The sequence below is a fragment of the Herbaspirillum sp. NPDC087042 genome (genome assembly GCF_044745245.1).
Taxonomy (GTDB): domain Bacteria; phylum Pseudomonadota; class Gammaproteobacteria; order Burkholderiales; family Burkholderiaceae_D; genus Herbaspirillum.
Genome location: NZ_JBIUZW010000008.1, coordinates 25,297 through 48,301 on the forward strand (window position 1 = coordinate 25,297; position 23,005 = coordinate 48,301).

Here is a 23,005-nt window from a genome sequence, read left to right on the forward strand (position 1 = left end):
GTTTACTGATCTTTCGGATAATGGGTGAAAGTGAAGCTGGACGGTACCTTGCCATCCTTGTCGGCCGGGAAGGGCTGCGACTTCGTGACGGCATTGCGCACGGCCTCGTCGAAGCCGGGCACGCCGGAAGGCTTGTTCACACGTACTGCACGCACGGTCCCGTCCGGGAACAGTTCGACAGTGTACTCCCCGGCCGGGTTTCCACTGACGTCGCTGTTGTCGAAGACCGTGTTGCTGCGGATCTTGGCGCGCAGCTTGTTGGCATAGTCAGGCGTGCCCTTCGGACCCTGCGACTTGGCTGCCGTACCGGTGCCACCGGTGTTGCTGGTGGTGGTGCTGGCCTGGCCCATCATGCGCTTCAGGTCTTCCTGGCGACGCTGTTCGGCGGCCTTGGCGTCAGCCGCGGCCTGCTGCTGCTTCTTCTTGTCGGCAGCCTGCTTCTCGGCGTCGGCCTTCTTCTTGGCCTCGTCTTCCTTCTGTTTCTCTTCCTTGAGCTTCTTCTGCTTGTCGGCCTCGAGTTTTTCCTTCTTCTCGCGGTCAGCCTTGTCCTTCTCAGCCTGTTCCTTCTTCTCGCGCTCGGCCTTTTCCTTCTCGGCCTTGAGCTTGTCGGCCTTCTCCTGCTTCTCCTGCTCTTCCTTGCGCTTCTTTTCCTTCTCTTTTTGCAGGGCGATATCAGGCTTGTCGAGCTTGGGCTCGTCGATCACCTTGGGGGCGACGGTCTTGGGCTCGATCACAGGTTGTGGCTTGGGCGGCTCCACCACCGGATCAGGTTCCGGCTGCGGTGGCGGCGGCGTGGGCAGGGGCGCGGCTTCCTTGTATTGCGGGTCCCAGATCTCGGCTTCCACCGTCAGCGGAGTCTCGCTCTGCCAGCGGATGCCGACCCAGAAGAACAGGAACAGGGCCACGTGCATCACCATGGCCAGCGTGATGGCACGCCAGCGGCCGGGCGCCTTGGGGATGTTGTAGGGTGCGTTATCGCTCATATCAACTTGGGCTTGCGCTTATTTGGTGGCCAGGCCGACCCGCGCAATTCCCTGCTTCTTGGCTTCCGAGATCACCTGCACGACCTCGTCATACTTGATGTCCTTGTCGGCCGAGATCATCACGGCCAGGTCAGGATTGTCGTCATGCAACTGGCGCAGGCGCTCGGACAAGTCGGTCTTGCCGGTCACGGTCTCGGCCTTCTTGCCACCGCTCTTGGGGCCGTTGATGCGGATCGTGGCCTGGGTGTTGGGCTTGAGGGCGATCTCGATATAGTCCGAGGGCGGCTGCGTGGACTTGCCCGCCGTGGGCAGGTTGATCACGCTGGGGTTGGTGATGGGCGTGGCCACCATGAAGATGATCAGCAGCACCAGCATCACGTCGATGTAGGGCACGACGTTGATCTCGGACTTGAACTTGCGGGTACGTCCCCCGCGCATCGATGAGCCAGCCATTAGCGTGCCTGACGTTGCAAGATGTTGGAGAACTCTTCGATGAAGCTCTCGAAGCGGATCGCCAGGCGGTCGATATCGTGCGAGTAGCGGTTGAAGGCAACCACGGCCGGGATCGCGGCGAACAGGCCGATGGCGGTGGCGATCAGGGCCTCGGCGATGCCGGGCGCGACCGCCGCCAGGGTGGCTTGCTGCACGTTGGCTAGGCCGCGGAAGGCGTTCATGATGCCCCACACGGTGCCGAACAGGCCCACATAGGGCGAGACCGAGCCGACCGAGGCCAGGAAGGCCAGGTGCGATTCCAGTGCATCCATCTCGCGCTGGTAGGCCGCACGCATGGCGCGACGGGCGCCGTCGAGCAGGGCGCTGGGGTCGACGGCGCCGCCGCGGGCGGCCACCGATGCCTTGGCCTTGGTGAATTCACCCATGCCGGCCTGGAAGATGCGCTCCAGCGCACCGCCGCTGCCACCGGCCTTGCGGCGGTTGGACAGGGCGTCCTGGTACAGGGCGGACAGGTTGCCGCCGGACCAGAAGACGCGTTCGAATTCCTCGGTCTGCACGCGGGCCGAACGGATGGTGAACATCTTGCGGAAGATGTAGGTCCAGCTGGTAATCGATGCCGTCAACAGCAGCAGCATCACCAGTTGCACCAGGACGGACGCGTTTGCGATCAGTGAAATGAAGGAAAGGTCTTGTGTGACATTCATGGGGAAATGGGGCGGCTTGAAGGCGGCAAATGGAAGGTGGGTCGGTTAGGGTCGGGTATCGTCGATGCGCTCGGCGCCTGGGCGCGGCGCATCAAAGAGGGCGATTTTAAGATGAAGGTTCCGGTTTCCGATATCGTCGATCGTTGTCAAAACGTCAGAAAAATCTTGCAATCGTGCAGAGTTCCAGCGCCTTTAAGGGGTAGGAAGCCATTTTCGTTGACATCATGATGCGTTCTTGATGCAGTTGAGCAATTCAGGCGGGATCGGGCGCGGCCGGAAACTGTCCTGGTCCACGCACACGACCGTGATACTGCCCCGCGCCAGCAGCCTGGCTTCCCCGTCACAGGCGGTCCCGCCATCCCCAGACGGCAGGCGCCAGGCTTCCTGGATAAATTCCATGGAAGCATTTCGAAGTTTTTCGACCACGACGGTCAGGCGGAGTTCATCGTCCAGGCGTGCCGGCGACAGGTATTCGACATTGGTGTTCTTGACCACGAAGATGGCGCCGGTGGTCGCGGCCAGGTGCTGCTGCTGGAAGCCGAAGGAGCGCAGCCATTCAGTGCGGGCGCGCTCGAAGAACTTCAGGTAATTGGCGTAGAAGACTACGCCTCCGGTGTCGGTATCTTCGTAATAGACACGGATCTTCCAGTCGAATGGACTACTGGCGGCATTCATATGCTTCTTGTTATTGGGAAATCTGCTGTGGCAGCGACAAAGAGATCATTGTTGCATCTAGGGAAACAGCCAGGCGACGGTAACGGTACCGTTGCTCCAGGAACGGGGTGGGATGGCGTTCCTGCCGCGCCGAAGCGACAGCGGCAAAAACGCCATTTTACCTCATCCCATGCTTATTGTTTGCGCTTGATGGTGAAGGGGCTGAAGCCCTGGCAGGTCGGCATCAGTTCCATGTAGTTGATGTTGACGTGGGCCGGCATGGTGGCGACCCAGAAGGCGGCTTCGGCGATATCCTCGGCCGTCAGCGGGGTGGTGCCCTCGTAGACCTTGGCAGCGGCGCCATCGTCGCCCTTGAAGCGCACGTTGGAGAATTCGGTGCCGCCGCACAGGCCCGGCGCCAGGTTGGTGGCGCGCACGCCCGTGCCCACCAGGTCGGCGCGCAGGTTCAGGGTGAACTGGTCGACGAAGGCCTTGGTGGCACCGTAGACGTTGCCGCCCGGGTAGGGATAGGCGCCGGCCACCGAGCCCAGGTTGATGATGGTGCCGCGGCCGCGCTTGACCATCTCGGGCAGCAGGGCGTGGGTGATGGTGACCAGTCCCTTGACGTTGGTGTCGATCATGGTTTCCCAGTCCGACAGCGCCACTTCGTGCGCCGGGCCCAGGCCCAGGGCCAGGCCGGCGTTGTTGACCAGCACGTCGACGTCCTTCCAGTCGCCGGAGAGGCTGGCCAGGCCGGCCTCGATGGAGGCCTTGCTGGTCACGTCCAGTACCAGTGGCAGCACCTTGTCGGCGCCCAGTTCCTTGACCAGGTCATCCAGGCGCTCCTTGCGGCGACCAGCGGCGATCACCTTGTGACCGTTGCCAGCGAATTTGCGCGCCATGGCGGCGCCGAAGCCTGCGGTTGCTCCTGTAATCAACACGACCATCTCTTGACTCTCCTGTTGTGTGGCGTAAGCGCGGGTGCCGTCGGGTGGGGCGGCGGGCCCGCAAAAGAAAACGAAATTGTAGCCCAAAGCCGGTTTTTACGAGGGCCGGCTCGCTTTCATCGGGGGAAGGTCGTGTGGGAGAACAGTGTTGCATGCAGGTCATGGTTCTTGCCCAAATCGGCAGCTTTCACTACAATGCGCTCACCATTTCGTCTCACGTGACTGGCGAAACGTCGGGTAAAACCGGCCAAGATGGGGATCCATCGGGAAGCGTGAGATTTCAACAGCCGTACGCCTGGGCAGCCGAATGGACAGTACGACTGAGGCTGCCCGCAATTCCCCCGTTTCAAGGCCCTCATTCGATTTTGGAAGTCGCGCATCCGGTATGCCCTTGCATGCCGTGGCCCGATCTTCGGCCGCATCTCATCAATTTGGAGAAACACCATGTTTGACAAGAACCAGACTCTCGCAAAAGTCGATCCCGACCTGTGGTCTGCCATCCAGAAGGAAAACACCCGTCAGCAGGATCACATCGAGCTGATCGCCTCCGAGAACTACACCTCGCCGGCCGTGATGGAAGCGCAAGGTTCCCAGCTGACCAACAAGTACGCCGAAGGTTATCCGGGCAAGCGTTACTACGGTGGCTGCGAATACGTGGACGTCGCCGAGCAACTGGCCATCGATCGCTTGAAGGCGCTGTTCGGTGCCGAAGCCGCCAACGTGCAACCCAACTCCGGCTCCCAGGCCAACCAGGGCGTGTTCTTCGCCATGTTGAAGCCGGGCGACACCATCATGGGCATGTCGCTGGCTGAAGGCGGCCACCTGACCCACGGCATGGCACTGAACATGTCGGGCAAGTGGTTCAACGTCATCTCCTATGGCCTGAACGAAAAGGAAGAGATCGACTACGACGCCATGGAAGCCCTGGCCCGTGAGAAGAAGCCCAAGCTGATCATCGCTGGCGCCTCGGCCTACTCGCTGCGCATCGATTTCGAACGCTTCGCCAAGATCGCCAAGGAAGTCGGCGCCTACTTCATGGTCGACATGGCTCACTACGCCGGCCTGATCGCTGCTGGTGTGTACCCCAACCCGGTGCCCTTCGCCGACTTCGTCACCTCGACCACCCACAAGTCCCTGCGCGGTCCGCGCGGCGGCGTGATCCTGATGAAGGCCGAGCATGAGAAGGCCATCAACTCGGCCATCTTCCCGGGCATCCAGGGCGGTCCGCTGATGCACGTCATCGCGGCCAAGGCCGTGGCCTTCAAGGAAGCCGCTTCGCCGGAATTCAAGACCTACCAGCAACAGGTGGTCAAGAACGCCGACGTGCTGGCCAAGACCCTGATCAAGCGCGGCCTGCGCATCGTCTCCGGCGGCACCGAGTCGCACGTGATGCTGGTGGACCTGCGTCCCAAGGGCCTGACCGGCAAGGAAGCCGAAGCCATCCTGGGTTCGGCCCACATGACCTGCAACAAGAACGGCATCCCCAACGATCCGGAAAAGCCATTCGTGACCTCGGGTATCCGCCTGGGCAGCCCGGCCATGACCACCCGTGGCTTCAAGGAAGTCGAAGCCGAGAAGGTTGCCAACCTGATCGCCGACGTGCTGGACAATCCGCATGACGCCGCGACCATCGAGCGCGTGAAGGTCGAGGTCAAGAAGCTGACCGACGCTTTCCCGGTCTACGGCTAAGAGGCCGGTGGGCGGGTTGGGGCCCGCCTGCTGAAGCAACAGAACACGGCGCCCGTTGCTGCGGGCGCCGTCGTGCATCTGCACCATCCGTTGGTGGGGTAGGTCGTCGAACTGATGAAACACTGAAGTATTGAAGTAACGCGATATGCTGCGACAAGCTCACTGCTGTAGGCTGGCATGCCGCGCCGTTGCACACCACGATCTGCGGGATATTGCCCGCCGTTGAGCTGAACGAATCCATTGCCGCCATGAAGTGCCCATTCTGCAATCACGAAGATACCCCGGTGCTGGACACGCGCCTGTCCGAGGACGGCCGTTCCATCCGCCGTCGCCGCCGTTGCGAGAATTGCGACAAGCGCTTCACCACCTATGAGCGCATCGAGCTGACCATGCCGGTCATCGTCAAGAAGAATGGCAGCCGCACCGAGTTCGATCCGGCCAAGCTGCGCGGCAGCCTGATGCTGGCCTTGCGCAAGCGCCCGGTGTCGGCCGAGGCGGTCGATGTGGCCATCCAGAGCATCCAGGACAAGCTCTTGCAAAGCGGTGAGCGCGAGGTGATGTCGGGCCAGATCGGCGAGCTGGTGATGCGCGAACTCAAGCGCCTGGACAAGATCGCTTACATCCGTTTTGCATCGGTCTACAAGAGTTTCGAGGACATCACCGAGTTCCAGGATGCCATCGATGAAGTGGGGCAGGAACGCAAGAATGCGAAGAAGCGCGAGGTCTGAGATCGGGCCCGCAAGGGGCGCGCCACGATGGCGCGCAGGCATAAAAAAACGGCTGCAGATGCAGCCGTTTTTCTTGAATCAAGTCCCGCCTGTGCCGCTGTGCCGGCATCCTGAACCTGACGGTTCAAGTTGGCTGCAGTAGTTCAATTTCGGGTTCATCGGACTAGCGACGCTCACGCCCACCAAACGATCCTACAGCCTATGCTCGTAAATGGTTCAAGGAATATATGGCAATCGCGAACACGGCAGGAGTACGAAGTCTAACGCATTCGACGTCGCGATCCAAGTGTCTCGCGAAAATTTTATGCTGATTTTTGTAACCGCACTGGACGGCAGGTTTGTTGTCTGCCAAAGCAAGTTGTCGTGACGAAAAAATGGCTGCCATCGGCAGCCATTTTTCTGGAACATATCGACAAACAACGCAATCGTCAGAACAGTTTTTCCTGCGGCGCGAGCGCCTGATCGACGACCTCGGTGATGGCGGCGATCTGTTGCTGCCACTGTGCAATGGTGAGGCCGGCGAAGGGGCCTTCGGCGCGTTGCATGCTCAGCAACTCGGCAGCGATGCCCAGGCCGGCCATCACGGCAATGCGGTCGGTGCCCTTGATGCGGCCAGCATCGCGGATGGCGCGCATGCGCTGGTCGAGATAGGACACTGCGTGATGCAGCGCTGCCTGTTCGCCTTCCTGGCAGGCCAGGGTGTAGGACTGGCCCATGATCATGGCCTGGATCTGGATGGTGCTCATGCCGCCTCCTCGTTGGCTGGTGCGGTCGTTTCTTCTTCTTCGGCCACCGGCAGTTGCGACAGCACCGCCGAGACGCGCTGGTAGGCCTCGTCCACGCGGGCATTGAGGGTGGCGTTGTCCTCGGAGAGCAGTTTCACTTTCCGGCGCAGCTCGGCATTTTCTTCGCGCAGGCTTTGCGCCAGTTGTGCCAGCTGAGTGACCTTTTCAGCCAGTTGCAGGAATTCGGAACTCATGTGTTGGATGTTCGCAGGATGGGTTTGCGCCCGTGGGCGTCATCGGCTATTTCATTGGTCTGCCATTATAAGCGCTTTGCGGCGCGCCCATGGCAAGAACGGCTGCACCTGGCAGCCGAAGGGAGTTGGTCTACGATGCCCTCAAATGGTTCCCGGGAGCTGGCGGGAAGCGGCCCTGCTCATGCAGGCTGAGCATTCATTCGGCGCGGCGTACCGGTTGGCCATGCATGCGCATGTAGCCTTGCTGGAGCACGAAGTTGTCGAAGGCCGTCAGCAGGGGATGGTATTTCTCGCTGTTGCGCTCCAGTTGCATGAGCGCATAGCCGGTCGCCTCCAGCGTGGAGAGCTGCTCGGGCTTGTGCGACTTGCGGATCGTGTAGCGCGAGATGGGGGTATCGACCAGCACCATGCGCGGCAACGTCTGCAGCAGGGGATTCTCGAAGAGCATCTTGCGGCTCTTGCGCCAGGTGCCATCGATGACGACCAGGCGTATGCGCTTCAAGGGCTGCTGCTTGTCGACCAGCATGGTGCGGGCATCAAAGTGCGAGGTGGTCGGGGTGCTGGCATCGTCGGTATAGAGCAAGACCGGATGCACGGTTTCGCTCTCGCTGACATTGCGTACCCGCGAGGGCGCATGCAAGAGCGCCTGCAATTCGTCGGCATCGAAGACCGACCCGACCAGCAGCTTGCTGTAGGGCAGGCTCAGGTGCAGCAGTCGCACGCTGTTCTTGGCGTTGCTGACTTCCAGCGGGTGCTGCAGGATCAGTACGTCGACGGCGTGGTCGATGGGCGACGTCCAGTGGCAGATGCAGGCCGACAGGGCGCGCTGGCAGATCGGGCAGAGCAGCCGGCGGGGCGGGAGTTGATCGTGGGTTGAAGCCAAGATAGTGAGCCTTCTTCAAGTTGCGCAACAGTTCATCATGCGGACTGGCCGGGAGAGCGCGAGGCCGGAGTGCCTCCGCATTGCTGGCCGGCAAGCCATTTGTCGTGGGGGCTAGATTGGACCGTGCTTGCCATCACGTCAATCGACATTAAGCGAAGTTATTCTCGATTCTTGGCGAAATTAAATTGTCATTTTGACGGTTCAGGTTTGCAGCCCTTGTCATCGACATCCGTCAGCGCCATGCTGGAGGGTTGCCGTCGTGGCTGGTCCGATCAGGATTGCTCACACCTTCAGGAAGTCTTCCTTGCCACCCAGCCAGCGCGCGAGGTGGCGGTCGACGATATCGGGCGCATGCTGCAGCAGGGCCTGGGCGGTATCGCGGGCTTTTTCGACCAGCCACTGGTCGGTGGCCAGGTCGGCGAAGCGCAGCATGGCCTCGCCCGACTGGCGCGCCCCCAGGAATTCGCCGGGACCGCGGATGTCGAGGTCGCGCCGGGCGATCTCGAAGCCATCGGTGGTCTCGCGCATGGTCGCCAGGCGTTGCTTGGCGGTGCCGCCCAGCGGGCCCTGATACAGCAGCAGGCACACGCTGGCGGCCGATCCCCGCCCCACGCGCCCGCGCAACTGGTGCAGCTGGGATAGCCCGAAGCGCTCCGCATGCTCGATCACCATCAGCGAGGCGTTGGGGACGTCCACGCCCACTTCGATGACGGTGGTCGCCACCAGCAGGTGGATGGCACCACGACTGAAGCCTTCCATGACGATCTGCTTTTCGACCGGCTTCATGCGACCATGCACCAGCCCGATCTGGAGGTCGGGCAAGGCCGCCGAAAGCGCCGCATGGGTATCGGTCGCGGTCTGCAGCTGCAGGGCTTCGGATTCCTCGATGAGCGGGCAGACCCAGTAGATCTGCTTGCCTTCCAGCGCCGCCGCATGCACGCGTTCGATGACTTCGTCGCGGCGGATCTGGTCGATCACGCGGGTGACGATGGGCGAGCGGCCCGGTGGCAGTTCGTCGATGACCGACACTTCCAGGTCGGCGTAATAGGTCATGGCCAGCGTGCGCGGAATCGGCGTGGCCGACATCATCAGCTGGTGCGGCACGGCGGCGGCATCGCGATCTTCGGGGGTGAAGCTCTTGTTGCGCAGGGCCAGCCGCTGGCCCACGCCAAAGCGGTGCTGCTCGTCCACGATCACCAGGCCCAGGTTCTCGAACTGCACCGTGTCCTGGATCAGCGCATGGGTGCCGATGACCAGGCGTGCGGCGCCCGATTCGATATGGGCCAGGGCCTCGGTCTTTTCCTTTTTCTTCTGGCTGCCGGAGAGCCAGGCCACGCCCACATCGAGCGGTTCCAGCCAGGCGGCGATCTTGCGGAAATGCTGCTCGGCCAGGATTTCGGTGGGCGCCATCAGTACCGCCTGGCAGCCGCTGTCGATGGCCTGGGCCGCCGCCAGTGCAGCCACTACCGTCTTGCCGCTGCCCACGTCACCCTGCAGCAGTCGCTGCATGGGGAAGGACTGGCGCAGGTCGGCGCGGATCTCGTCCAGCACGCGCTGCTGGGCGCCGGTCAGCTGGAAGGGCAAGACCTTGGTCAGTTCCTCGGTGATGCGCCCGGTCACCGGCAGCGCGCGCGAGGTCTTGGCGCGACGCGCGGCCTGGGCGCGCTTGAGCGAGAGCTGCTGGGCCAGCAGTTCATCGAACTTCATGCGGATCCAGGCCGGGTGGGATTTTTCGATCAGCGCATGTTCGTCCACGTCCGGTGGCGGATTGTGCAGCAGCCGTACCGAAGGCTCGAAGGCCGCCAGGTTCAGGGTCTGCAGCATCGAGGGGGGCAGCGTATCGCTCCAGTCCAGGCGGCTCATGGCATTGCCAATGGCCTTGCGCAGATAGGCCTGCGACAGGCCTTCACCGGCCGGATAGACGGGCGTGAGCACCTCCGGCAGGGGCGCGCCCTCGTTGACCACCTTGTAGGACGGGTGGACCATCTCGGCACCGAAGAAGCCGTGTCGCAGCTCGCCGCGCACCCGCACCCGGGTGCCTTCTGCCAGCTGCTTGGTCTGGCTGCCGTAGAAATTGATAAAGCGCATGGTCAGCTGGCCGCTGTCGTCGCCCACCGTCACGATCAGCTGCCGGCGCGGCCGGAACTGTACGTCGCAGGCCGTCACCACGCCTTCCACCTGCACCATCTGCAAGCCGCGCATCGATGCCTCGGCGATGCTCATGAGGGTGGTTTCATCCTCATAGCGCAGCGGCAGGTGCAACACCAGGTCCATGTCGTTGTGCAGGCCCAGCTTGTTCTCGGGCTTGGCGGCAGGCTTGGCGGCGGGCGCGGCTTTCTTTTTGGTGGCCGGCGGAGGGGTTTTCTTCGCGGTAGCAGGCATGCGGTTGGTGGCGTTGGATACGGATTGCCATCTAGACACAAGTCTCACGCGCATATGGGAAAAACGCGCAGACAGCGTAAAATAGCGGGTTACGCTATTTTACTGTGAATATTTACAGTATCAATCCCGTCGGCAACACTTCTTGCCCGGGAAGCGCTCGGCGGAGAGTTTTCGCTGGTCCTCGCGCGCGCTGTGTCCATCCTTATTTTGCAAGCATGTATTCTCTTTCCGACTTCGATTTCGATCTCCCCCCCGAGCTGATCGCCCAGACTCCGCTGGCCGAGCGCAGCGCTTCGCGCCTGTTGCAGGTGCAGGGGGCGCAACTGACCGACCGCCGTTTTTCCGATATCGTGGAATTGCTGCAAGCCGGCGACCTGCTGGTCTTCAACGATACCCGTGTGATCAAGGCGCGCCTGTTTGGCGTGAAGGAGACCGGCGGCAAGATCGAGGCGCTGGTCGAGCGCATCCTCGATGACCGTACCGTACATGCCCAGGTGCGCGCTTCCAAGTCGCCTCCGCCCGGCACCCGCATCCGCCTGGCCGATGCCTTCGATGTGACCGTGGGCGAGCGCTTCGGCGAATTCTATACGCTGCATTTTCCCTCCGATGTCTTCGCGCTGCTGGAGCAGTACGGCAGCCTGCCGCTGCCCCCGTACATCGACCATGAAGCCGATGCCTACGACGAGACACGCTACCAGACCGTCTACGCCCGGGAACCCGGTGCCGTGGCGGCCCCCACGGCGGGCCTGCATTTCGACCAGGCCCTGCTGGAGCAACTGGCCGCACGCGGCGTGAAGCAAGCCTTCGTGACCCTGCACGTGGGCGCCGGCACCTTCCAGCCGGTGCGGGTGGAAGACCTGTCGCAGCACAAGATGCACAGCGAGTGGTACACGATTTCGCCCGAGACCGTGGAGGCCGTGCGCGCCACCAAGGCCGCCGGTGGCCGCGTGGTGGCGGTGGGTACCACCAGCATGCGCGCGCTCGAATCCGGTTCGCAAAGCGGCCAGCTGCAGGCCGGCAGCGCCGATACGAAGCTGTTCATCACGCCTGGCTATACCTTCAAGACCGTGGACCAGCTGGTGACCAATTTCCACCTGCCCAAGTCGACCCTGCTGATGCTGGTCTCGGCCTTCGCCGGCTACGATCACATCCGCGCGGCCTATGCCCATGCGATTGCGCAGCACTACCGCTTCTTCAGCTATGGCGACGCCATGTTGCTGACCCGTACCTGACCCATCAAGATATCGAGATCCCCCATGCTGGAATTCACGCTCCTGAAGACCGACGGCAAAGCACGCCGTGGCCGCGTCAAACTCAACCACGGTACCGTCGAGACCCCCATCTTCATGCCGGTGGGCACCTATGGTTCGGTCAAGGCCATGTCGCCGCTGGAACTCAACGAGATCGACGCCCAGATCATCCTCGGCAACACCTTCCACCTGTGGCTGCGCCCGGGTTTGGAGGTGGTCGGCAAGTTCGGTGGCCTGCACAAGTTCATCGGCTGGGACAAGCCCATCCTGACCGACTCCGGCGGCTTCCAGGTGTTCTCGCTGGGAGAGATGCGCAAGATCACCGAAGAGGGCGTGCACTTCGCCTCGCCCATCAACGGCGACCGCCTGTTCCTCTCGCCCGAGATCTCGATGCAGATCCAGCGCGTGCTCAACTCCGACATCGTCATGCAGTTCGACGAATGCACCCCCTACGAGATCGATGGCCGTCCGGCCACCCGCGAGGAAGCCGGCAAGTCCATGCGCATGTCGCTGCGCTGGGCCAAGCGTTCCAAGGATGAATTCGACCGCGGCGAGAATCCCAATGCGCTCTTCGGCATCGTCCAGGGCGGCATGTTCGAGGGTTTGCGCGACGAATCGCTGGCCGGGCTGGAAGAGCTCGGTTTCGACGGCTTCGCCATCGGCGGCCTGTCGGTGGGTGAGCCCAAGGAGGACATGATGCGCGTGTTGCAGCACGTCGGTCCGCGTCTGCCGGCCAACAAGCCGCACTACCTGATGGGCGTGGGCACGCCCGAAGACCTGGTCGAAGGCGTGGCCAATGGCGTGGACATGTTCGACTGCGTCATGCCCACCCGCAATGCGCGCAATGGCTGGATCTTCACCCGCTACGGCGACGTCAAGATCAAGAATGCCAAGTACAAGGATGACGAGCGTCCCTACGACGAGACCTGCGACTGCTACGCCTGCAAGAACTTCTCGCGCGCCTACCTGCACCACCTGCATCGCGCCGGCGAAATCCTCGGCGCCCGCATGAACACGGTGCACAACCTGCACTACTACCTGCAGCTGATGCAGGAGATGCGCGACGCCATCGATGCCGGCACCTTCCAGGACTTCGTCAAGAAATTCAAGGAAGACCGCGCGCGCGGCGTCTGATCGTTATCGGATAGGCGCGTTGCCGGCGCGGGTCATATCGACTGTTCCAGGCATAGCGTGAACTTGCTGCCTTCGCCCACCCGGCTTTCCACGCTGATGGAGCCGCCCAGCAGCGCGGCCAGCTTCTGGCTCAGGTAAAGGCCCTGGCCCATCCCCTCGTGCTTGCGCGAGGCCGAGGCGTCGAGCTGGGTGAAGGCGCGGAACAGCTTGTCCTGGTCGGCTTCGCTGATGCCGCAACCGGTGTCGCGCACGCCGATCCAGGTGGTCATGCCGCCCGGATGGGCTTGCTGGCGCAGGTGGATGGAAACCTCGCCCCGCTCGGTGAACTTGATGGCATTGCCCAGCAGGTTGTCCAGGATGCGGCTCAGGGCGCGACGGTTGAGGTGCAGCGTCGCTTCGTCGGCGCACAGTTCCACGTCCAGCTGCAGGTGCTTCCTGACGGCGGCGGGCCTGAGCGCAGCGGCGCTTTCCCGGATCAGGTCTGAACAGAGCACGGTCTCCGGAATCAGGTCGGAAGAATCCTCCTCCATGCGGGAGATGTCCAGCAGGCTGGTGATCAGCCCCAGCAGGTGCTCGCCGCTGTCATGCACGGTCTGCAGTTGCTGTTGCTGCTCCGGGCTCAGCGGGCCGCTCATCTGCGACAGCAGGATCTCGGTAAAGCCCAGGATGGCGTTGAGCGGGGTACGCAATTCGTGCGAGGTATTGGCCAGGAAGCGATTGCGCGATTCCACGGCTTCCTGCAGGGCGCGGTTTTTCTCCGCCAGGTCCTGTTCGATACGCTTGCGGTCGCTGACGTCACGAATGGCGCTGACCACGAAGGTCTCGCCTTCGATGTCCAGCGGACTCAGGCTGATCTCGACGGGGAATTCCTGGCCGTCGCAGCGCAGGCCCGACAGGTCCATCGCGCCGGTGGTGGCGCGCAGGCGTGGCTGGTTCAGGTACCTGGCCATGTGCTGGGGATGGGCCTGGCGAAAACGTGACGGCAACAGGATCTCGATGGCCTGGCCGTTCAAGGCATGGACGTCCCAGCCGAACAGGATCCCGGCACGGCGATTGGCCAGCACGATGCGTCCCAGCCCATTGACCACCACGATGCCATCGGGCACCGAATCGAACAGGCCGTGCACGCGCGCGGCGATCAGGCTGATGTCGCGCTGGACGATGGCTTCGCTGATGTCGCGCTTGCAGGAGAGCACATATTGCGGCTGGCCTGCCTGGTCGCGCAGCAGCTTGTTGGATACCGACAGGTGCAGCAGCGCCCCATCCTTGCGTCGCCGGATCGACTGGCATTCGGCCCGGCCCTGGGCGACGGTATCGGCGAAGACGCGCTCCTCCTCAGCCAGGCGCTCGGGCGGTACGATGAATTCGCTCAGCGACTGCCCCATGACCTCCTCGCCGCTGTAACCGAAGATCTGCTCGGCGCAGCGGTTCCAGTAGATCACCCGGCCTTGCAGGTCCATCAGCACATAGGCATCGGGGGCCTCGGCCAGCAGCAGCCGTTCGACGTCAAGCATGATCGCCTCCGGCGCCCTCCGGACCATGCCGCAGGATATCCATGGCGCGCGCCGGCAGTGACTGCCAGGAGCGCGTCCCGATGACGGGCATGGTCTGGGTCCACTCCTGCCAGTCCTGCCCGGCCAGCCGATAGAGTTCGACGAAATCGTGCGGCGGCAGTTGCAGCTGCTCCAGCGCCACGACGACCTTGCCCAAGACGGCGTCGATGGCTGGCGAAGGCGCACATGCCAGTTCGGCCATGGCGGCCGAGAGGTGCAGGGTCCAGGCGATCTCGCGCTGGCGCGAGCCCGGCTCGCCCGGCGAACTGGCGGGGTCTTCCACATGCAGTACCGCGTCGCAGAACAGGTCGGGAATCTTCCAGTCCTGCATCAGGGCGGCGGCGATGTTGAGGTGGTTGAAGCCGAACAGCGACTGCTCCATGGCCAGCTGGGCCGGTGCATCCAGCGCGCGCGTGAGCAGCGATGAATAGCCGCTGGGATGGGCCGAGGCCAGGGTCAGCCTGCCGATATTGGCCAGCAGGCCGGTGCTGAACATCTCGCTCAAGGGAGCGACCCGGGTCAGGCTGGTGATGGCCTGGGCGCTGGAGGCCATGGCGAAGGTATGGGCCCAGAAGGCCGGCAGCTTGAAGTTGACGCAGGAGGCCGGTGCCGTGGTCTCGGCCAGCGACAGAGCCAGCGACAGCTGGCGTACTGCCTGCAGGCCGACCAGCAGCAGGCTGTCCAGGCTGACGGCGGCGATTGGGCGCAACCGCGTGGCATTGAGCACGTTGACGATGCGGATGATGCGCCCCGACAGGGCCGGATCGGCCTGGATCAGGTGGAGCAATTCCGCCATGTCGGGATCGTCCTGGGCGCACATGCGCATGATGGTCAGGCGTACCCCGCCTGGCGAGGGCAGCGCCTGCGCATTCTTGAGTTTCTCGAACAGGGTCGGTTCAATGAATGTGAGCATTCAGTCTTCATCCCGGTAACGGTTGAAAATATCGAGCACCTCGTCCCAGCCCGCAAAGAAGGCTTCCACGCAGCGCGGATCGAAATGGCTGCCCGTATTGTCGCGCAGGAAGCCGGCGGCGTCTTCCAGGCTCCAGCCTTTCTTGTAGGGGCGCGTCGACGTCAGGGCGTCAAAGACATCGGCCACGGCCACGATGCGGCCATGCAGCGGGATGTCCTCCCCCTTGAGGCCATTGGGATAGCCGCTGCCATCCCACTTCTCATGGTGCGTGCGGGCGATCTCCGCGGCCGCCTGCAGCAGGGGCGAGGGGCTGTCCTGGAGGATGTTGGCGCCGATCTGCGCGTGCTCGCGCATGATCTTCAGTTCGTCCGGGTCCAGTCGTCCTGGCTTGAGCAGGATATGGTCGGGAATGCCCATCTTGCCGATGTCGTGCATGGGCGCGGCGCTGAGCAGCAGGTCCTGTTCCTCGGTATCCAGGCCCAGATGGGCGGCGATGATCTTGGTGTAGTTGGACATGCGCACCAGGTGTTCGCCGGTCTCGGGATCACGATAGCCGGCCGCGCGGGCCAGCAGGTTCACCGAGTTCAGGGCCAGCGTCGAGCTCTGGCGCGACTGCTCCACCACGGCGTCGGAGAGATGGTCGATCTTCTCGCTCATGCGCCGTTGCGAGCGGCGCATGGCCAGCATGTTCTTGACCCGCGCCAGCAGCTCGACGCGGTTGACCGGCTTGGAGAGGAAATCGTTGGCGCTCATCTGCAGCGCCGTGTGGCGCAGCTTGAGTTCCATGTCGGCGGTGATCATGATGACCGGCGTCATTTCCTGGCCCGGCATGGCGCGAAAGCGTGTGAGGAATTCCAGGCCATCCATGCCCGGCATCATGTAGTCCAGCAGGATCAGGTCAGGGACATGGGCGGAGCACCAGTCCAGCGCCTGGCGCGCATCGGGACAGGTGCTGATGCGGGTTTCCGGCACCTGCGACAGCATGTGCGTGAACAACGACAGGTTGGTCTTGTCGTCATCGACGATGAGGATGTTCATGTCATTCATGTTCTCGCTACTGCTCATTGGTTCCCCCGTGCTCTTTCATCAATGGCCAGACGCAACTGGGCGAAGGCCTTGCCGCATTCGTCGGCCAGCGCGCGTGCGTGCGCCAGTTCCCCCAGGCGTGCTGCCGCTTCCATCTGCCGTCCGCACTGGCCCAGGGTCTCGATGCCCAGGTTCAGGCAACTGCCGGCCAGGCGATGGCCCAGGGCCTGGATCTCGGCCAGCGCGGGCTGGTCCTGTTTGCATAGGCCATCCAGTTCGTCCAGTACCGGGCCGGTGTGTTCGACGAACATGGCCAGCATTTCACTGGCCAGCGTATCGTCGTCACCGAACAGTTCCCGCAGGCGATTTTCATCGATGGCTGCCAGCGGCGCCTGTTCTTCTTCTGCCGGCAGTTCCGGCAGGTAGTGTGCCAGCATGGCCGACAACTGAGAGCGCAGCAAGGGCTTGGTCAGGTAGTCATCCATCCCGGCCTCCAGGCATTGCTCCCGGTCACCCGCCATGGCATTGGCCGTCATCGCGACGATCGGTGTGCGCGCGACCTCGCCGCTCATGGCGCGGATACGGCGTGTGGTGGCATAGCCATCGAGCACCGGCATCTGGCAATCCATCAGGATCAGCGCGTAGTGGCGCTGCGCCAGCCGTTCGATCGCCTCGGCGCCGTTGGCCGCGATATCGACCGCATAGCCCATGGCATTGAGCTGGTACACCGCCACCTTCTGGTTCATCACATTGTCCTCGACCAGCAGGAGTTCATGCTGCCCCTGATGGCGTCCCGCGGATGCTGCGGCCACTGGCCGGGGCGACGTTTCCGCATTGCCCCTGGTGGCCATCACCGCGCGCAGCAGATGCTCCTTGCGCAGCGGCAACTGCAGGACATCCGGGATTTGTTTTCTGTCTATATTAAGGCCGTCCACGCCGTGGTCAAGCAGGATGCATCTGAGTTCCGGACGCTCGCCCTGCAGCCGTGCCACCAGGGTGGCGGCGGGGAGGTCCCTGATCTCGCTGCTGACCAGGACGGTATCGATCCGGGCGGCCCCCGCAGAGGCAGCCGTCAGGGTGGCCAGCGCGCTGCTGGCGCTGTCACAGCGCAGCGTATCCAGGCCGGCGCTATGCAGGTACTCCTCCAGCATCGCGGCGCTTTGGGCATGGGGTTCGACCAGTGCCACCTGGCGCTTGCCGGTCGTCGGGTGCGGGGAGGCGGACAAGGGCGACTGCGCCACCGCAATGCCCAGTTCGAACCAGAAGCAGGAACCGGCGCCGGGTTCGCTGTCCACCCCGATGCTACCGCCCATGAGTTCGACCAGGCGCTTGCAGATCGACAGGCCCAGACCGGTGCCGCCATATTGCCGGGTCACCGAACTGTCGGCCTGGGAGAACGGGGAGAACAGGCGTCGCAGCGTGTCCTCGTCCATGCCGATGCCGCTGTCGCGCACCTCGACACGGATACGGCAGCGTTCGCTGCTCACCTGCAGGGCCTGCACGCGCAGGACGACTTCGCCTTCGTGGGTGAACTTGAGGGCATTGCCCAGGAGGTTGAGCAGGATCTGGCGGATGCGTCCGGGATCGCCCAGCAGGCGCGAGGGCAGGCGCGAATCGACGTGGGCCAGCAGGCGTACCTGTTTCTCGCGGGCCTTGAAGGAGAGCGCTTCGGCGCTGGCTTCCACCACCTCGGCCAGGTCGAACTCGACCACGGCGATATCCATCTTGCCCACATCAATCTTGGAAAAATCCAGCACGTCATTGACGATGCCCAGCAGGGCATTGGCCGAGTCCTCGATGGCCTTGGCGAACTCGGCTTGCTGGGTATCCAGGCGCGTCGAGCGCAGCAAGCCGGCCATGCCCAGCACCGCATTCATGGGCGTGCGGATCTCATGGCTCATGGTGGAGAGGAAGGCGCCGCGGGTCAGCATGGCCTGGTCGGCGGCTTCCTTGGCTTGCATCAGGCTGCGCGCTGCACGCGCACTTTCGCGCAGCAGTCGCACCAGGATCAATGCGTGCACCACCCAGATGGTGGTCAGCAGCAGGGCCAGCCAGGACGGCAGCGACGCGTGCGCCAGAACGATCGCCCCGACGAGGGCCAGGCAGGCTTCCGAGGCGGCCAGCAGCAGGCGTCCGTCGCGGGAAAGGAATCCACTTGGCCAGCCTTGCGTCACATCACTCTCCCCGTCGTTGTGTTGGTGTCATGGTGGGCCCGGTCGCCAGGTGCCGGACTTGATTTGCCAATCAATTATAACGAATAGATAATATATTTGCCAAATTCGATTTATTTGTTTGTTGTTTATTTCAATAGGTGCTGGTTTTATCGGCTGTTCCTCGCTGCCTTGAGCTATGTCAAGGCCATCCTATCGGCTCCCGGGAATGTTTTTCAACTTTCAATCAAATCGCACAACATTGATGTATAAATTGAAATAAACAATTTAATTGTTTTATTCAATAAAATTGATTATTATTGCGAGACGAAATCAAGAGATTGCAGTCGTTACCTGGCAGAGTCGGGAGTCGTTTCATGAGCAGGCGTAAGGATTTTCGTCACGATAGCACCGCAGCGCCCCTGTGGCGGGCCGAGTTGATGCATTGGTTCGCCGTCTTGCTGCTGTTGCTCCTGTCGGGGTTGGCCTGGCGGCGTATCGATGCCGCCACGATCAGCAAGCTGAGTGTGTCCGCCATCGTGGTGACGCGCTGCAACGTCGTCGTGAACATCGTCAACGGCGCGCCGGTCGTTTCCAATACCTGCGGCGCCAGTCCGGCCGGCAGCGTCGATGGACGTGCCTCGGTGACCGTCAGCACGCGCGACCACCTGATCGAGGTGGACTACTGAGCCTGTACCGGCCAATTACGCCAGTCCTGCCAGCCCCGTCAGGCTGGTCGCCAGCACGGCCAGCAGGACCACCGCCCACGAGGGCAGCCTCAACCAGACCAGGGCGGCGAATGCCGCCAGCGCCACCAGCAGGTCCCGGGTGCCATGGATGGCGCTGGTCCAGACCGGATCATGGAGCGCCGCCAGCAGCAAGCCCACCACCGCCGCATTGACCCCTGCCAGCACGGCCTGCATGTGCCGGTTGCGGCGCACTTCATCCCAGAACGGCAACAAGCCCGCCACCAGCAGGAAGGAGGGCGCGAAGATGGCGGCCAGGCACAGCAGGCCTCCGGCCACGCCATTGGGCCAGTGCTGCATCACCACCCCGAGGTAGGCCGCCAGCGTGAACAGCGGGCCGGGAACGGCTTGCGCCGCGCCATAGCCGGCCAGGAAGACATCCTTGTCGACCCATCCGGACGGCACCAGCTCGGCTTGCAACAGAGGAAGCACCACATGGCCGCCGCCGAAGACCAGCGAGCCGACCCGGTAGAAGATGCTGCTTTCCTGTAGCCAGGGCTGCGGGAACAGCGCCGCCAGCGCGGGAATCCCGAGCAGCAGCAGGAAGAAGGCCGCCAGGCAGGCCAGGCCGGTGCGGCGACTCAATGTCAGCGGCAGATGCTCCATCCCGGCCGAGGGGGCTGCCGTGAGCAGGATGCGACCGGCCGCGCCCGCCACCAGGATCACGACCAATTGCACGAAGGGACCGTGCAACAGCACGGCGGCAGCGGCCGCCGCCAGCATGAAGATCTGGCGCGCCAGGCCTTTGCACAGGCTGGCCGCCATGCCCCACACGGCTTGCGCCACGATGGCCACGGCCACGATCTTCAGGCCGTGCACCACATCACCGGAGAGCCAGCGCGCATCTTTCAGCACCGACAGCGCCACCACCATCAGCAGCAGGGCCGAAGGCAGGGTGAAGCCCAGCCAGGCCGCCAGCGCCCCGCGATAACCGGCGCGGAAGATGCCGATGGCCATGCCGACCTGGCTGCTGGAGGGGCCGGGCAGGAACTGGCACATCGCCACCAGATCGGCATAGGCCTGTTCGGAAAGCCAGCGGCGGCGCGCCACGAATTCCTGGCGGAAATAGCCGATATGGGCGGCCGGGCCGCCGAAGGAGGTCAGGCCCAGCCTGAGGAAGACCAGGAACAATGGCCACAGGGAACGACCGGAAGAGGCAGGGGAGGGCGGGGTTTGCATGCGTTGGCTGGGCAGTGGCGAGGGTATGGCCGGGCTTGGCGTGGCGCTATCTTAAGAGTGGCCGCGATAAAAATGAAGCACCACGCCCCAGCGATTCCTGCGCGAAAACGGCCAGATCGCCCTTGATCTCCGGCAAGCCGTCCCGATTTGGGGGAATAGCGCCTGCGCAGTGCTAGAATGCAGGGCTATTTTTCAATCAACCTTTGGAGCCTTACGTGTTTATTTCCGACGCATACGCGCAAACGGCAGCAGCAGCCCCCGGCGGCATGCTGGGCAACCTGACCAGCTTCCTGCCCATCATCCTGATGTTCGTGGTGCTGTACTTCCTGATGATCCGTCCGCAAATGAAGCGCCAGAAAGAACAGAAAGCCATGATGGACGCCCTGGCCAAGGGCGACGAAGTGGTGACTTCCGGTGGCGTGCTGGGTCGCATCGTCAAGGTGAGCGATGCCTACATCACCATCGAAGTGTCGGAAGGCACCGAGATGATCGTGCAAAAGGGCGCCATCACCACGCTGCTGCCCAAGGGCACCATCAAGGGCCTGTAATCCGGGCTGACCGGGCCACAGGCCACAAGGTCAATGGGCGCATCGCTGATGCGCCCATGTTGTTAGGACCCCGGGCCATCCGGCCAGGGTTCTGAACAGGGCGGCAGGAGACTGTCCCCTTCCTGCAAGCAAGAAGCACAAGACCATGAATCGTTACTCTCTCTGGAAATACGTACTGATTGTCGTTGCCCTGCTGTTCGGCGTGATCTATACCGTCCCGAACTTCTTCGGTGAATCGCCCGCCGTGCAGATCAGCAGTGCCAAGTCGACCCTGAAGGTGGAGGCCGCCGTCGCCGGTCGCGTCGATCAGATCCTGAAACAAGGCAGTCTCGCCGCAGAGAGCGTGGCGTTCGACAGCAGTGGTGCCCAGCCGTCGGTGCGCGCCCGCTTCGCCACCACCGACATCCAGTTCAAGGCCAAGGCCCTGCTGGAACAGCAACTCAATACCGATCCCAGCGATCCGACCTATATCGTCGCCTTCAACCTGCTGCCCAATACGCCGCAATGGCTGCAGGCGCTGCATGCCTTCCCGATGTACCTGGGCCTGGACTTGCGCGGCGGCGTGCACTTCCTGATGCAGGTCGATATCAAGGCAGTCCTCAACAAGCGCCTGCAAGGCCTGCAAGCCAGCGTGCGCAGCCTGCTGCGTGACAAGAACATCCGCCACAGCGGCATCAACCGCAACGGCGACGCCATCGAGATTTCCTTCCGCGATGCCGACACCCGCGACAAGGCCCGCTCGGCCCTGGGCGAGCTGCAGGAACTGGTGCTCACCGATGCCGGCAGCGGCGACGACCTCAAGCTGGTCGGCACATTGCGTCCGGATGCCCTCAAGCAGACCCAGGAAGATGGCGTCAAGCAGAACATCAGCACCCTGTCTAAGCGCGTCAACGAGCTGGGCGTGGCCGAGCCGCTGATCCAGCGCCAGGGCGCCGACCGCATCGTGGTCGAGCTGCCGGGCGTGCAGGACGTCTCGCGCGCCAAGGACATCATCGGCCGTACCGCCACCCTGGAAGTGCGCATGGTCGACGAGAGCGTGGTGCGGGGTACCGAGGAAAGCTCGGCCATCCCGTTTGGCTCCGAACTGTTCAAGGTCGGCAAGAACGCCCCGGTGGTGCTCAACAAGGAGCCGGTGCTGACCGGCGACTACATCGCCAACGCCTCGGCCAGCTTCGATGAAAACCACCAGCCCGCCGTCAGCATCGACTTGAACGGCGACGGTGGTCGCAAGATGCGCGAAGCCACTCGCGACAAGGTCGGCAAGGCCATGGCTATCGTCCTGTTCGAAAAGGGCAAGGGCGAAGTCCTGACCGTGGCCACCATCCGCTCCGAACTGGGTTCGCGCTTCCAGATCACCGGCATGGGTTCGCCCGAGGCTGCCGGCGACCTGGCACTGCTGCTGCGCGCCGGTTCCCTGGCCGCGCCCATGGACATCATCGAGGAACGCACCATCGGCCCGCAACTGGGTGCCGACAACATCAAGAAGGGCTTCGATTCGGTGCTCTACGGCTTCCTGGCGATGACCGTCTTCATGGTGATCTACTACCAGCTGTTCGGCTTCTTCAGCGCCCTGGCGCTGTCGGTGAACGTGCTGCTGCTGGTGGCCCTGCTGTCCACGCTGCAGGTCACGCTGACCCTGCCGGGTATTGCCGCCATCGCCCTGGCGCTGGGCATGGCCATTGACTCCAACGTGCTGATCAACGAGCGCATCCGCGAGGAACTGCGCGCCGGCAATTCGCCGCAGGCAGCCATCGCGGCCGGCTTCGACCGCGCCTGGGCCACCATCCTGGACTCCAACGTGACCACCCTGATCGCCGGCCTGGCGCTGCTGATCTTCGGTTCGGGCGCCATCCGCGGCTTCGCCGTGGTGCACTGCCTGGGTATCCTGACCTCGATGTTCTCGGCCGTGTTCTTCTCGCGTGGCGTGGTCAACCTCTGGTATGGCCGCAAGAAGCGTCTGTCCGGCCTGGCCATCGGCCAGATCTGGAAGCCCGCCGGTGAGACGCTCACCACCTCGGGCAAGGCCTCTGCCAAGCGCGACGCCAAGTAAGCCTCATCAACGTACAGCACAGCCAGTTTCAAGCCGGACCGCGCAACCAGTTGC

21 protein-coding genes, 1 other RNA gene and 1 riboswitch are annotated in these 23,005 nt (G+C 63.2%); of the genes, 7 read left to right on the top strand and 15 right to left on the bottom strand.

Going from position 1 to position 23,005, the window contains the following annotated elements:
* Positions 1–2: 2 nt before the first annotated feature.
* The 5 genes from tolA to ACIPHN_RS12455 all read right to left on the bottom strand — a co-directional run bounded on the left by tolA (position 3) and on the right by ACIPHN_RS12455 (position 3,741).
* Positions 3–983 (bottom strand): cell envelope integrity protein TolA, encoded by a 981-nt coding sequence (gene tolA / locus ACIPHN_RS12435; RefSeq protein ID WP_400436525.1) that lies wholly within the window; start codon positions 981–983, stop codon positions 3–5.
* Between the two features lie 18 nt (positions 984–1,001).
* Complete coding sequence (locus ACIPHN_RS12440; RefSeq protein WP_400436527.1) at positions 1,002–1,436, bottom strand: biopolymer transporter ExbD; 435 nt, start codon at positions 1,434–1,436, stop codon at positions 1,002–1,004.
* On the bottom strand, positions 1,436–2,140 hold the full coding sequence (gene tolQ, locus ACIPHN_RS12445; protein ID WP_400436529.1) for a protein TolQ: 705 nt from the start codon (positions 2,138–2,140) through the stop codon (positions 1,436–1,438). The genes ACIPHN_RS12440 and tolQ overlap by 1 nt, the downstream gene beginning before the upstream one ends.
* A gap of 222 nt (positions 2,141–2,362) precedes the next feature.
* Positions 2,363–2,815, bottom strand: coding sequence for a tol-pal system-associated acyl-CoA thioesterase (ybgC, locus tag ACIPHN_RS12450; protein ID WP_400436531.1), 453 nt, complete (start codon positions 2,813–2,815; stop codon positions 2,363–2,365).
* A gap of 173 nt (positions 2,816–2,988) precedes the next feature.
* Positions 2,989–3,741, bottom strand: a complete 753-nt coding sequence (locus tag ACIPHN_RS12455) for an SDR family oxidoreductase (protein ID WP_400436533.1) — start codon at positions 3,739–3,741, stop codon at positions 2,989–2,991.
* 208 nt (positions 3,742–3,949) lie between these two features.
* Positions 3,950–4,049, top strand: a riboswitch (ZMP/ZTP riboswitch).
* Between the two features lie 136 nt (positions 4,050–4,185).
* Between ACIPHN_RS12455 and glyA the strand changes: the two genes are divergently transcribed.
* Positions 4,186–5,430 (top strand): serine hydroxymethyltransferase, encoded by a 1,245-nt coding sequence (glyA, locus tag ACIPHN_RS12460; RefSeq protein WP_400436535.1) that lies wholly within the window; start codon positions 4,186–4,188, stop codon positions 5,428–5,430.
* A gap of 248 nt (positions 5,431–5,678) precedes the next feature.
* Complete coding sequence (gene nrdR / locus ACIPHN_RS12465; RefSeq protein ID WP_400436537.1) at positions 5,679–6,158, top strand: transcriptional regulator NrdR; 480 nt, start codon at positions 5,679–5,681, stop codon at positions 6,156–6,158.
* A 78-nt stretch (positions 6,159–6,236) separates the two neighbouring features.
* On the opposite strand, the gene ssrS is transcribed toward nrdR, so the two are convergent.
* The 5 genes from ssrS to recG form a co-directional block, all read right to left on the bottom strand.
* Positions 6,237–6,413: non-coding RNA, 6S RNA (ssrS, locus tag ACIPHN_RS12470), on the bottom strand.
* A gap of 173 nt (positions 6,414–6,586) precedes the next feature.
* Entirely contained in the window at positions 6,587–6,904 is a 318-nt protein-coding gene (locus tag ACIPHN_RS12475) for a cell division protein ZapA (RefSeq protein WP_400436539.1), read from the bottom strand.
* Entirely contained in the window at positions 6,901–7,137 is a 237-nt protein-coding gene (locus ACIPHN_RS12480) for a DUF904 domain-containing protein (RefSeq protein WP_400436541.1), read from the bottom strand. Before ACIPHN_RS12480 ends, ACIPHN_RS12475 begins: the two co-directional genes overlap by 4 nt.
* A gap of 196 nt (positions 7,138–7,333) precedes the next feature.
* A complete protein-coding gene (locus ACIPHN_RS12485) occupies positions 7,334–8,020 on the bottom strand; it encodes a tRNA-uridine aminocarboxypropyltransferase (RefSeq protein ID WP_400436543.1) in 687 nt (228 codons plus the stop codon).
* Positions 8,021–8,302: 282 nt separating this feature from the next.
* Positions 8,303–10,402 (bottom strand): ATP-dependent DNA helicase RecG, encoded by a 2,100-nt coding sequence (recG, locus tag ACIPHN_RS12490; RefSeq protein ID WP_400436545.1) that lies wholly within the window; start codon positions 10,400–10,402, stop codon positions 8,303–8,305.
* A 215-nt stretch (positions 10,403–10,617) separates the two neighbouring features.
* Here recG and queA point away from each other — a divergent pair, with 215 nt between their 5' ends.
* Both queA and tgt read left to right on the top strand, forming a co-directional pair.
* Complete coding sequence (gene queA / locus ACIPHN_RS12495) at positions 10,618–11,634, top strand: tRNA preQ1(34) S-adenosylmethionine ribosyltransferase-isomerase QueA (RefSeq protein ID WP_400436547.1); 1,017 nt, start codon at positions 10,618–10,620, stop codon at positions 11,632–11,634.
* A 24-nt stretch (positions 11,635–11,658) separates the two neighbouring features.
* Positions 11,659–12,786: a tRNA guanosine(34) transglycosylase Tgt gene (tgt, locus tag ACIPHN_RS12500; RefSeq protein ID WP_400436549.1), complete on the top strand. Its 1,128-nt coding sequence runs from the start codon at positions 11,659–11,661 to the stop codon at positions 12,784–12,786.
* A 32-nt stretch (positions 12,787–12,818) separates the two neighbouring features.
* On the opposite strand, the gene ACIPHN_RS12505 is transcribed toward tgt, so the two are convergent.
* The 4 genes from ACIPHN_RS12505 to ACIPHN_RS12520 are packed head-to-tail and all read right to left on the bottom strand — an operon-like array spanning position 12,819 to position 18,452.
* A complete protein-coding gene (locus tag ACIPHN_RS12505) occupies positions 12,819–14,300 on the bottom strand; it encodes a PAS domain S-box protein (RefSeq protein WP_400436551.1) in 1,482 nt (493 codons plus the stop codon).
* Positions 14,293–15,252, bottom strand: coding sequence for an HDOD domain-containing protein (locus ACIPHN_RS12510; RefSeq protein ID WP_400436553.1), 960 nt, complete (start codon positions 15,250–15,252; stop codon positions 14,293–14,295). Before ACIPHN_RS12510 ends, ACIPHN_RS12505 begins: the two co-directional genes overlap by 8 nt.
* The gene (locus ACIPHN_RS12515; RefSeq protein ID WP_400436896.1) at positions 15,253–16,290 is read right to left on the bottom strand and encodes an HD domain-containing phosphohydrolase; all 1,038 of its coding nucleotides are present in this window, start codon (positions 16,288–16,290) and stop codon (positions 15,253–15,255) included.
* A 23-nt stretch (positions 16,291–16,313) separates the two neighbouring features.
* Positions 16,314–18,452 (bottom strand): ATP-binding protein, encoded by a 2,139-nt coding sequence (locus ACIPHN_RS12520; RefSeq protein ID WP_400436555.1) that lies wholly within the window; start codon positions 18,450–18,452, stop codon positions 16,314–16,316.
* 353 nt (positions 18,453–18,805) lie between these two features.
* Between ACIPHN_RS12520 and ACIPHN_RS12525 the strand changes: the two genes are divergently transcribed.
* Positions 18,806–19,117: a hypothetical protein gene (locus ACIPHN_RS12525; RefSeq protein WP_400436557.1), complete on the top strand. Its 312-nt coding sequence runs from the start codon at positions 18,806–18,808 to the stop codon at positions 19,115–19,117.
* 15 nt (positions 19,118–19,132) lie between these two features.
* Here the strand turns inward: ACIPHN_RS12525 and chrA are convergent, their stop codons facing one another.
* Positions 19,133–20,353: a chromate efflux transporter gene (gene chrA, locus ACIPHN_RS12530; RefSeq protein ID WP_400436559.1), complete on the bottom strand. Its 1,221-nt coding sequence runs from the start codon at positions 20,351–20,353 to the stop codon at positions 19,133–19,135.
* 215 nt (positions 20,354–20,568) lie between these two features.
* Here chrA and yajC point away from each other — a divergent pair, with 215 nt between their 5' ends.
* Both yajC and secD read left to right on the top strand, forming a co-directional pair.
* Entirely contained in the window at positions 20,569–20,901 is a 333-nt protein-coding gene (gene yajC, locus ACIPHN_RS12535) for a preprotein translocase subunit YajC (protein ID WP_400436561.1), read from the top strand.
* A 145-nt stretch (positions 20,902–21,046) separates the two neighbouring features.
* Positions 21,047–22,951, top strand: coding sequence for a protein translocase subunit SecD (gene secD / locus ACIPHN_RS12540; RefSeq protein ID WP_400436563.1), 1,905 nt, complete (start codon positions 21,047–21,049; stop codon positions 22,949–22,951).
* The last annotated feature ends 54 nt before the right edge of the window (positions 22,952–23,005 follow it).

What these genes read in the sequence shown, in the direction of transcription:
- ACIPHN_RS12510 (WP_400436553.1), bottom strand. Translation starts at nt 15,252, where the DNA reads ATGCTCACATTCATTGAACCGACCCTGTTCGAGAAACTCAAGAATGCG.
- queA (WP_400436547.1), top strand. Translation starts at nt 10,618, where the DNA reads ATGTATTCTCTTTCCGACTTCGATTTCGATCTCCCCCCCGAGCTGATC.
- glyA (WP_400436535.1), top strand. Translation starts at nt 4,186, where the DNA reads ATGTTTGACAAGAACCAGACTCTCGCAAAAGTCGATCCCGACCTGTGG.
- ACIPHN_RS12515 (WP_400436896.1), bottom strand. Translation starts at nt 16,290, where the DNA reads ATGAACATCCTCATCGTCGATGACGACAAGACCAACCTGTCGTTGTTC.
- ACIPHN_RS12440 (WP_400436527.1), bottom strand. Translation starts at nt 1,436, where the DNA reads ATGGCTGGCTCATCGATGCGCGGGGGACGTACCCGCAAGTTCAAGTCC.
- nrdR (WP_400436537.1), top strand. Translation starts at nt 5,679, where the DNA reads ATGAAGTGCCCATTCTGCAATCACGAAGATACCCCGGTGCTGGACACG.
- ACIPHN_RS12505 (WP_400436551.1), bottom strand. Translation starts at nt 14,300, where the DNA reads ATGCTTGACGTCGAACGGCTGCTGCTGGCCGAGGCCCCCGATGCCTAT.
- recG (WP_400436545.1), bottom strand. Translation starts at nt 10,402, where the DNA reads ATGCCTGCTACCGCGAAGAAAACCCCTCCGCCGGCCACCAAAAAGAAA.
- ACIPHN_RS12455 (WP_400436533.1), bottom strand. Translation starts at nt 3,741, where the DNA reads ATGGTCGTGTTGATTACAGGAGCAACCGCAGGCTTCGGCGCCGCCATG.
- ACIPHN_RS12475 (WP_400436539.1), bottom strand. Translation starts at nt 6,904, where the DNA reads ATGAGCACCATCCAGATCCAGGCCATGATCATGGGCCAGTCCTACACC.
- chrA (WP_400436559.1), bottom strand. Translation starts at nt 20,353, where the DNA reads ATGCAAACCCCGCCCTCCCCTGCCTCTTCCGGTCGTTCCCTGTGGCCA.
- tolQ (WP_400436529.1), bottom strand. Translation starts at nt 2,140, where the DNA reads ATGAATGTCACACAAGACCTTTCCTTCATTTCACTGATCGCAAACGCG.
- secD (WP_400436563.1), top strand. Translation starts at nt 21,047, where the DNA reads ATGAATCGTTACTCTCTCTGGAAATACGTACTGATTGTCGTTGCCCTG.
- ACIPHN_RS12480 (WP_400436541.1), bottom strand. Translation starts at nt 7,137, where the DNA reads ATGAGTTCCGAATTCCTGCAACTGGCTGAAAAGGTCACTCAGCTGGCA.
- ybgC (WP_400436531.1), bottom strand. Translation starts at nt 2,815, where the DNA reads ATGAATGCCGCCAGTAGTCCATTCGACTGGAAGATCCGTGTCTATTAC.
- tolA (WP_400436525.1), bottom strand. Translation starts at nt 983, where the DNA reads ATGAGCGATAACGCACCCTACAACATCCCCAAGGCGCCCGGCCGCTGG.
- ACIPHN_RS12525 (WP_400436557.1), top strand. Translation starts at nt 18,806, where the DNA reads ATGAGCAGGCGTAAGGATTTTCGTCACGATAGCACCGCAGCGCCCCTG.
- tgt (WP_400436549.1), top strand. Translation starts at nt 11,659, where the DNA reads ATGCTGGAATTCACGCTCCTGAAGACCGACGGCAAAGCACGCCGTGGC.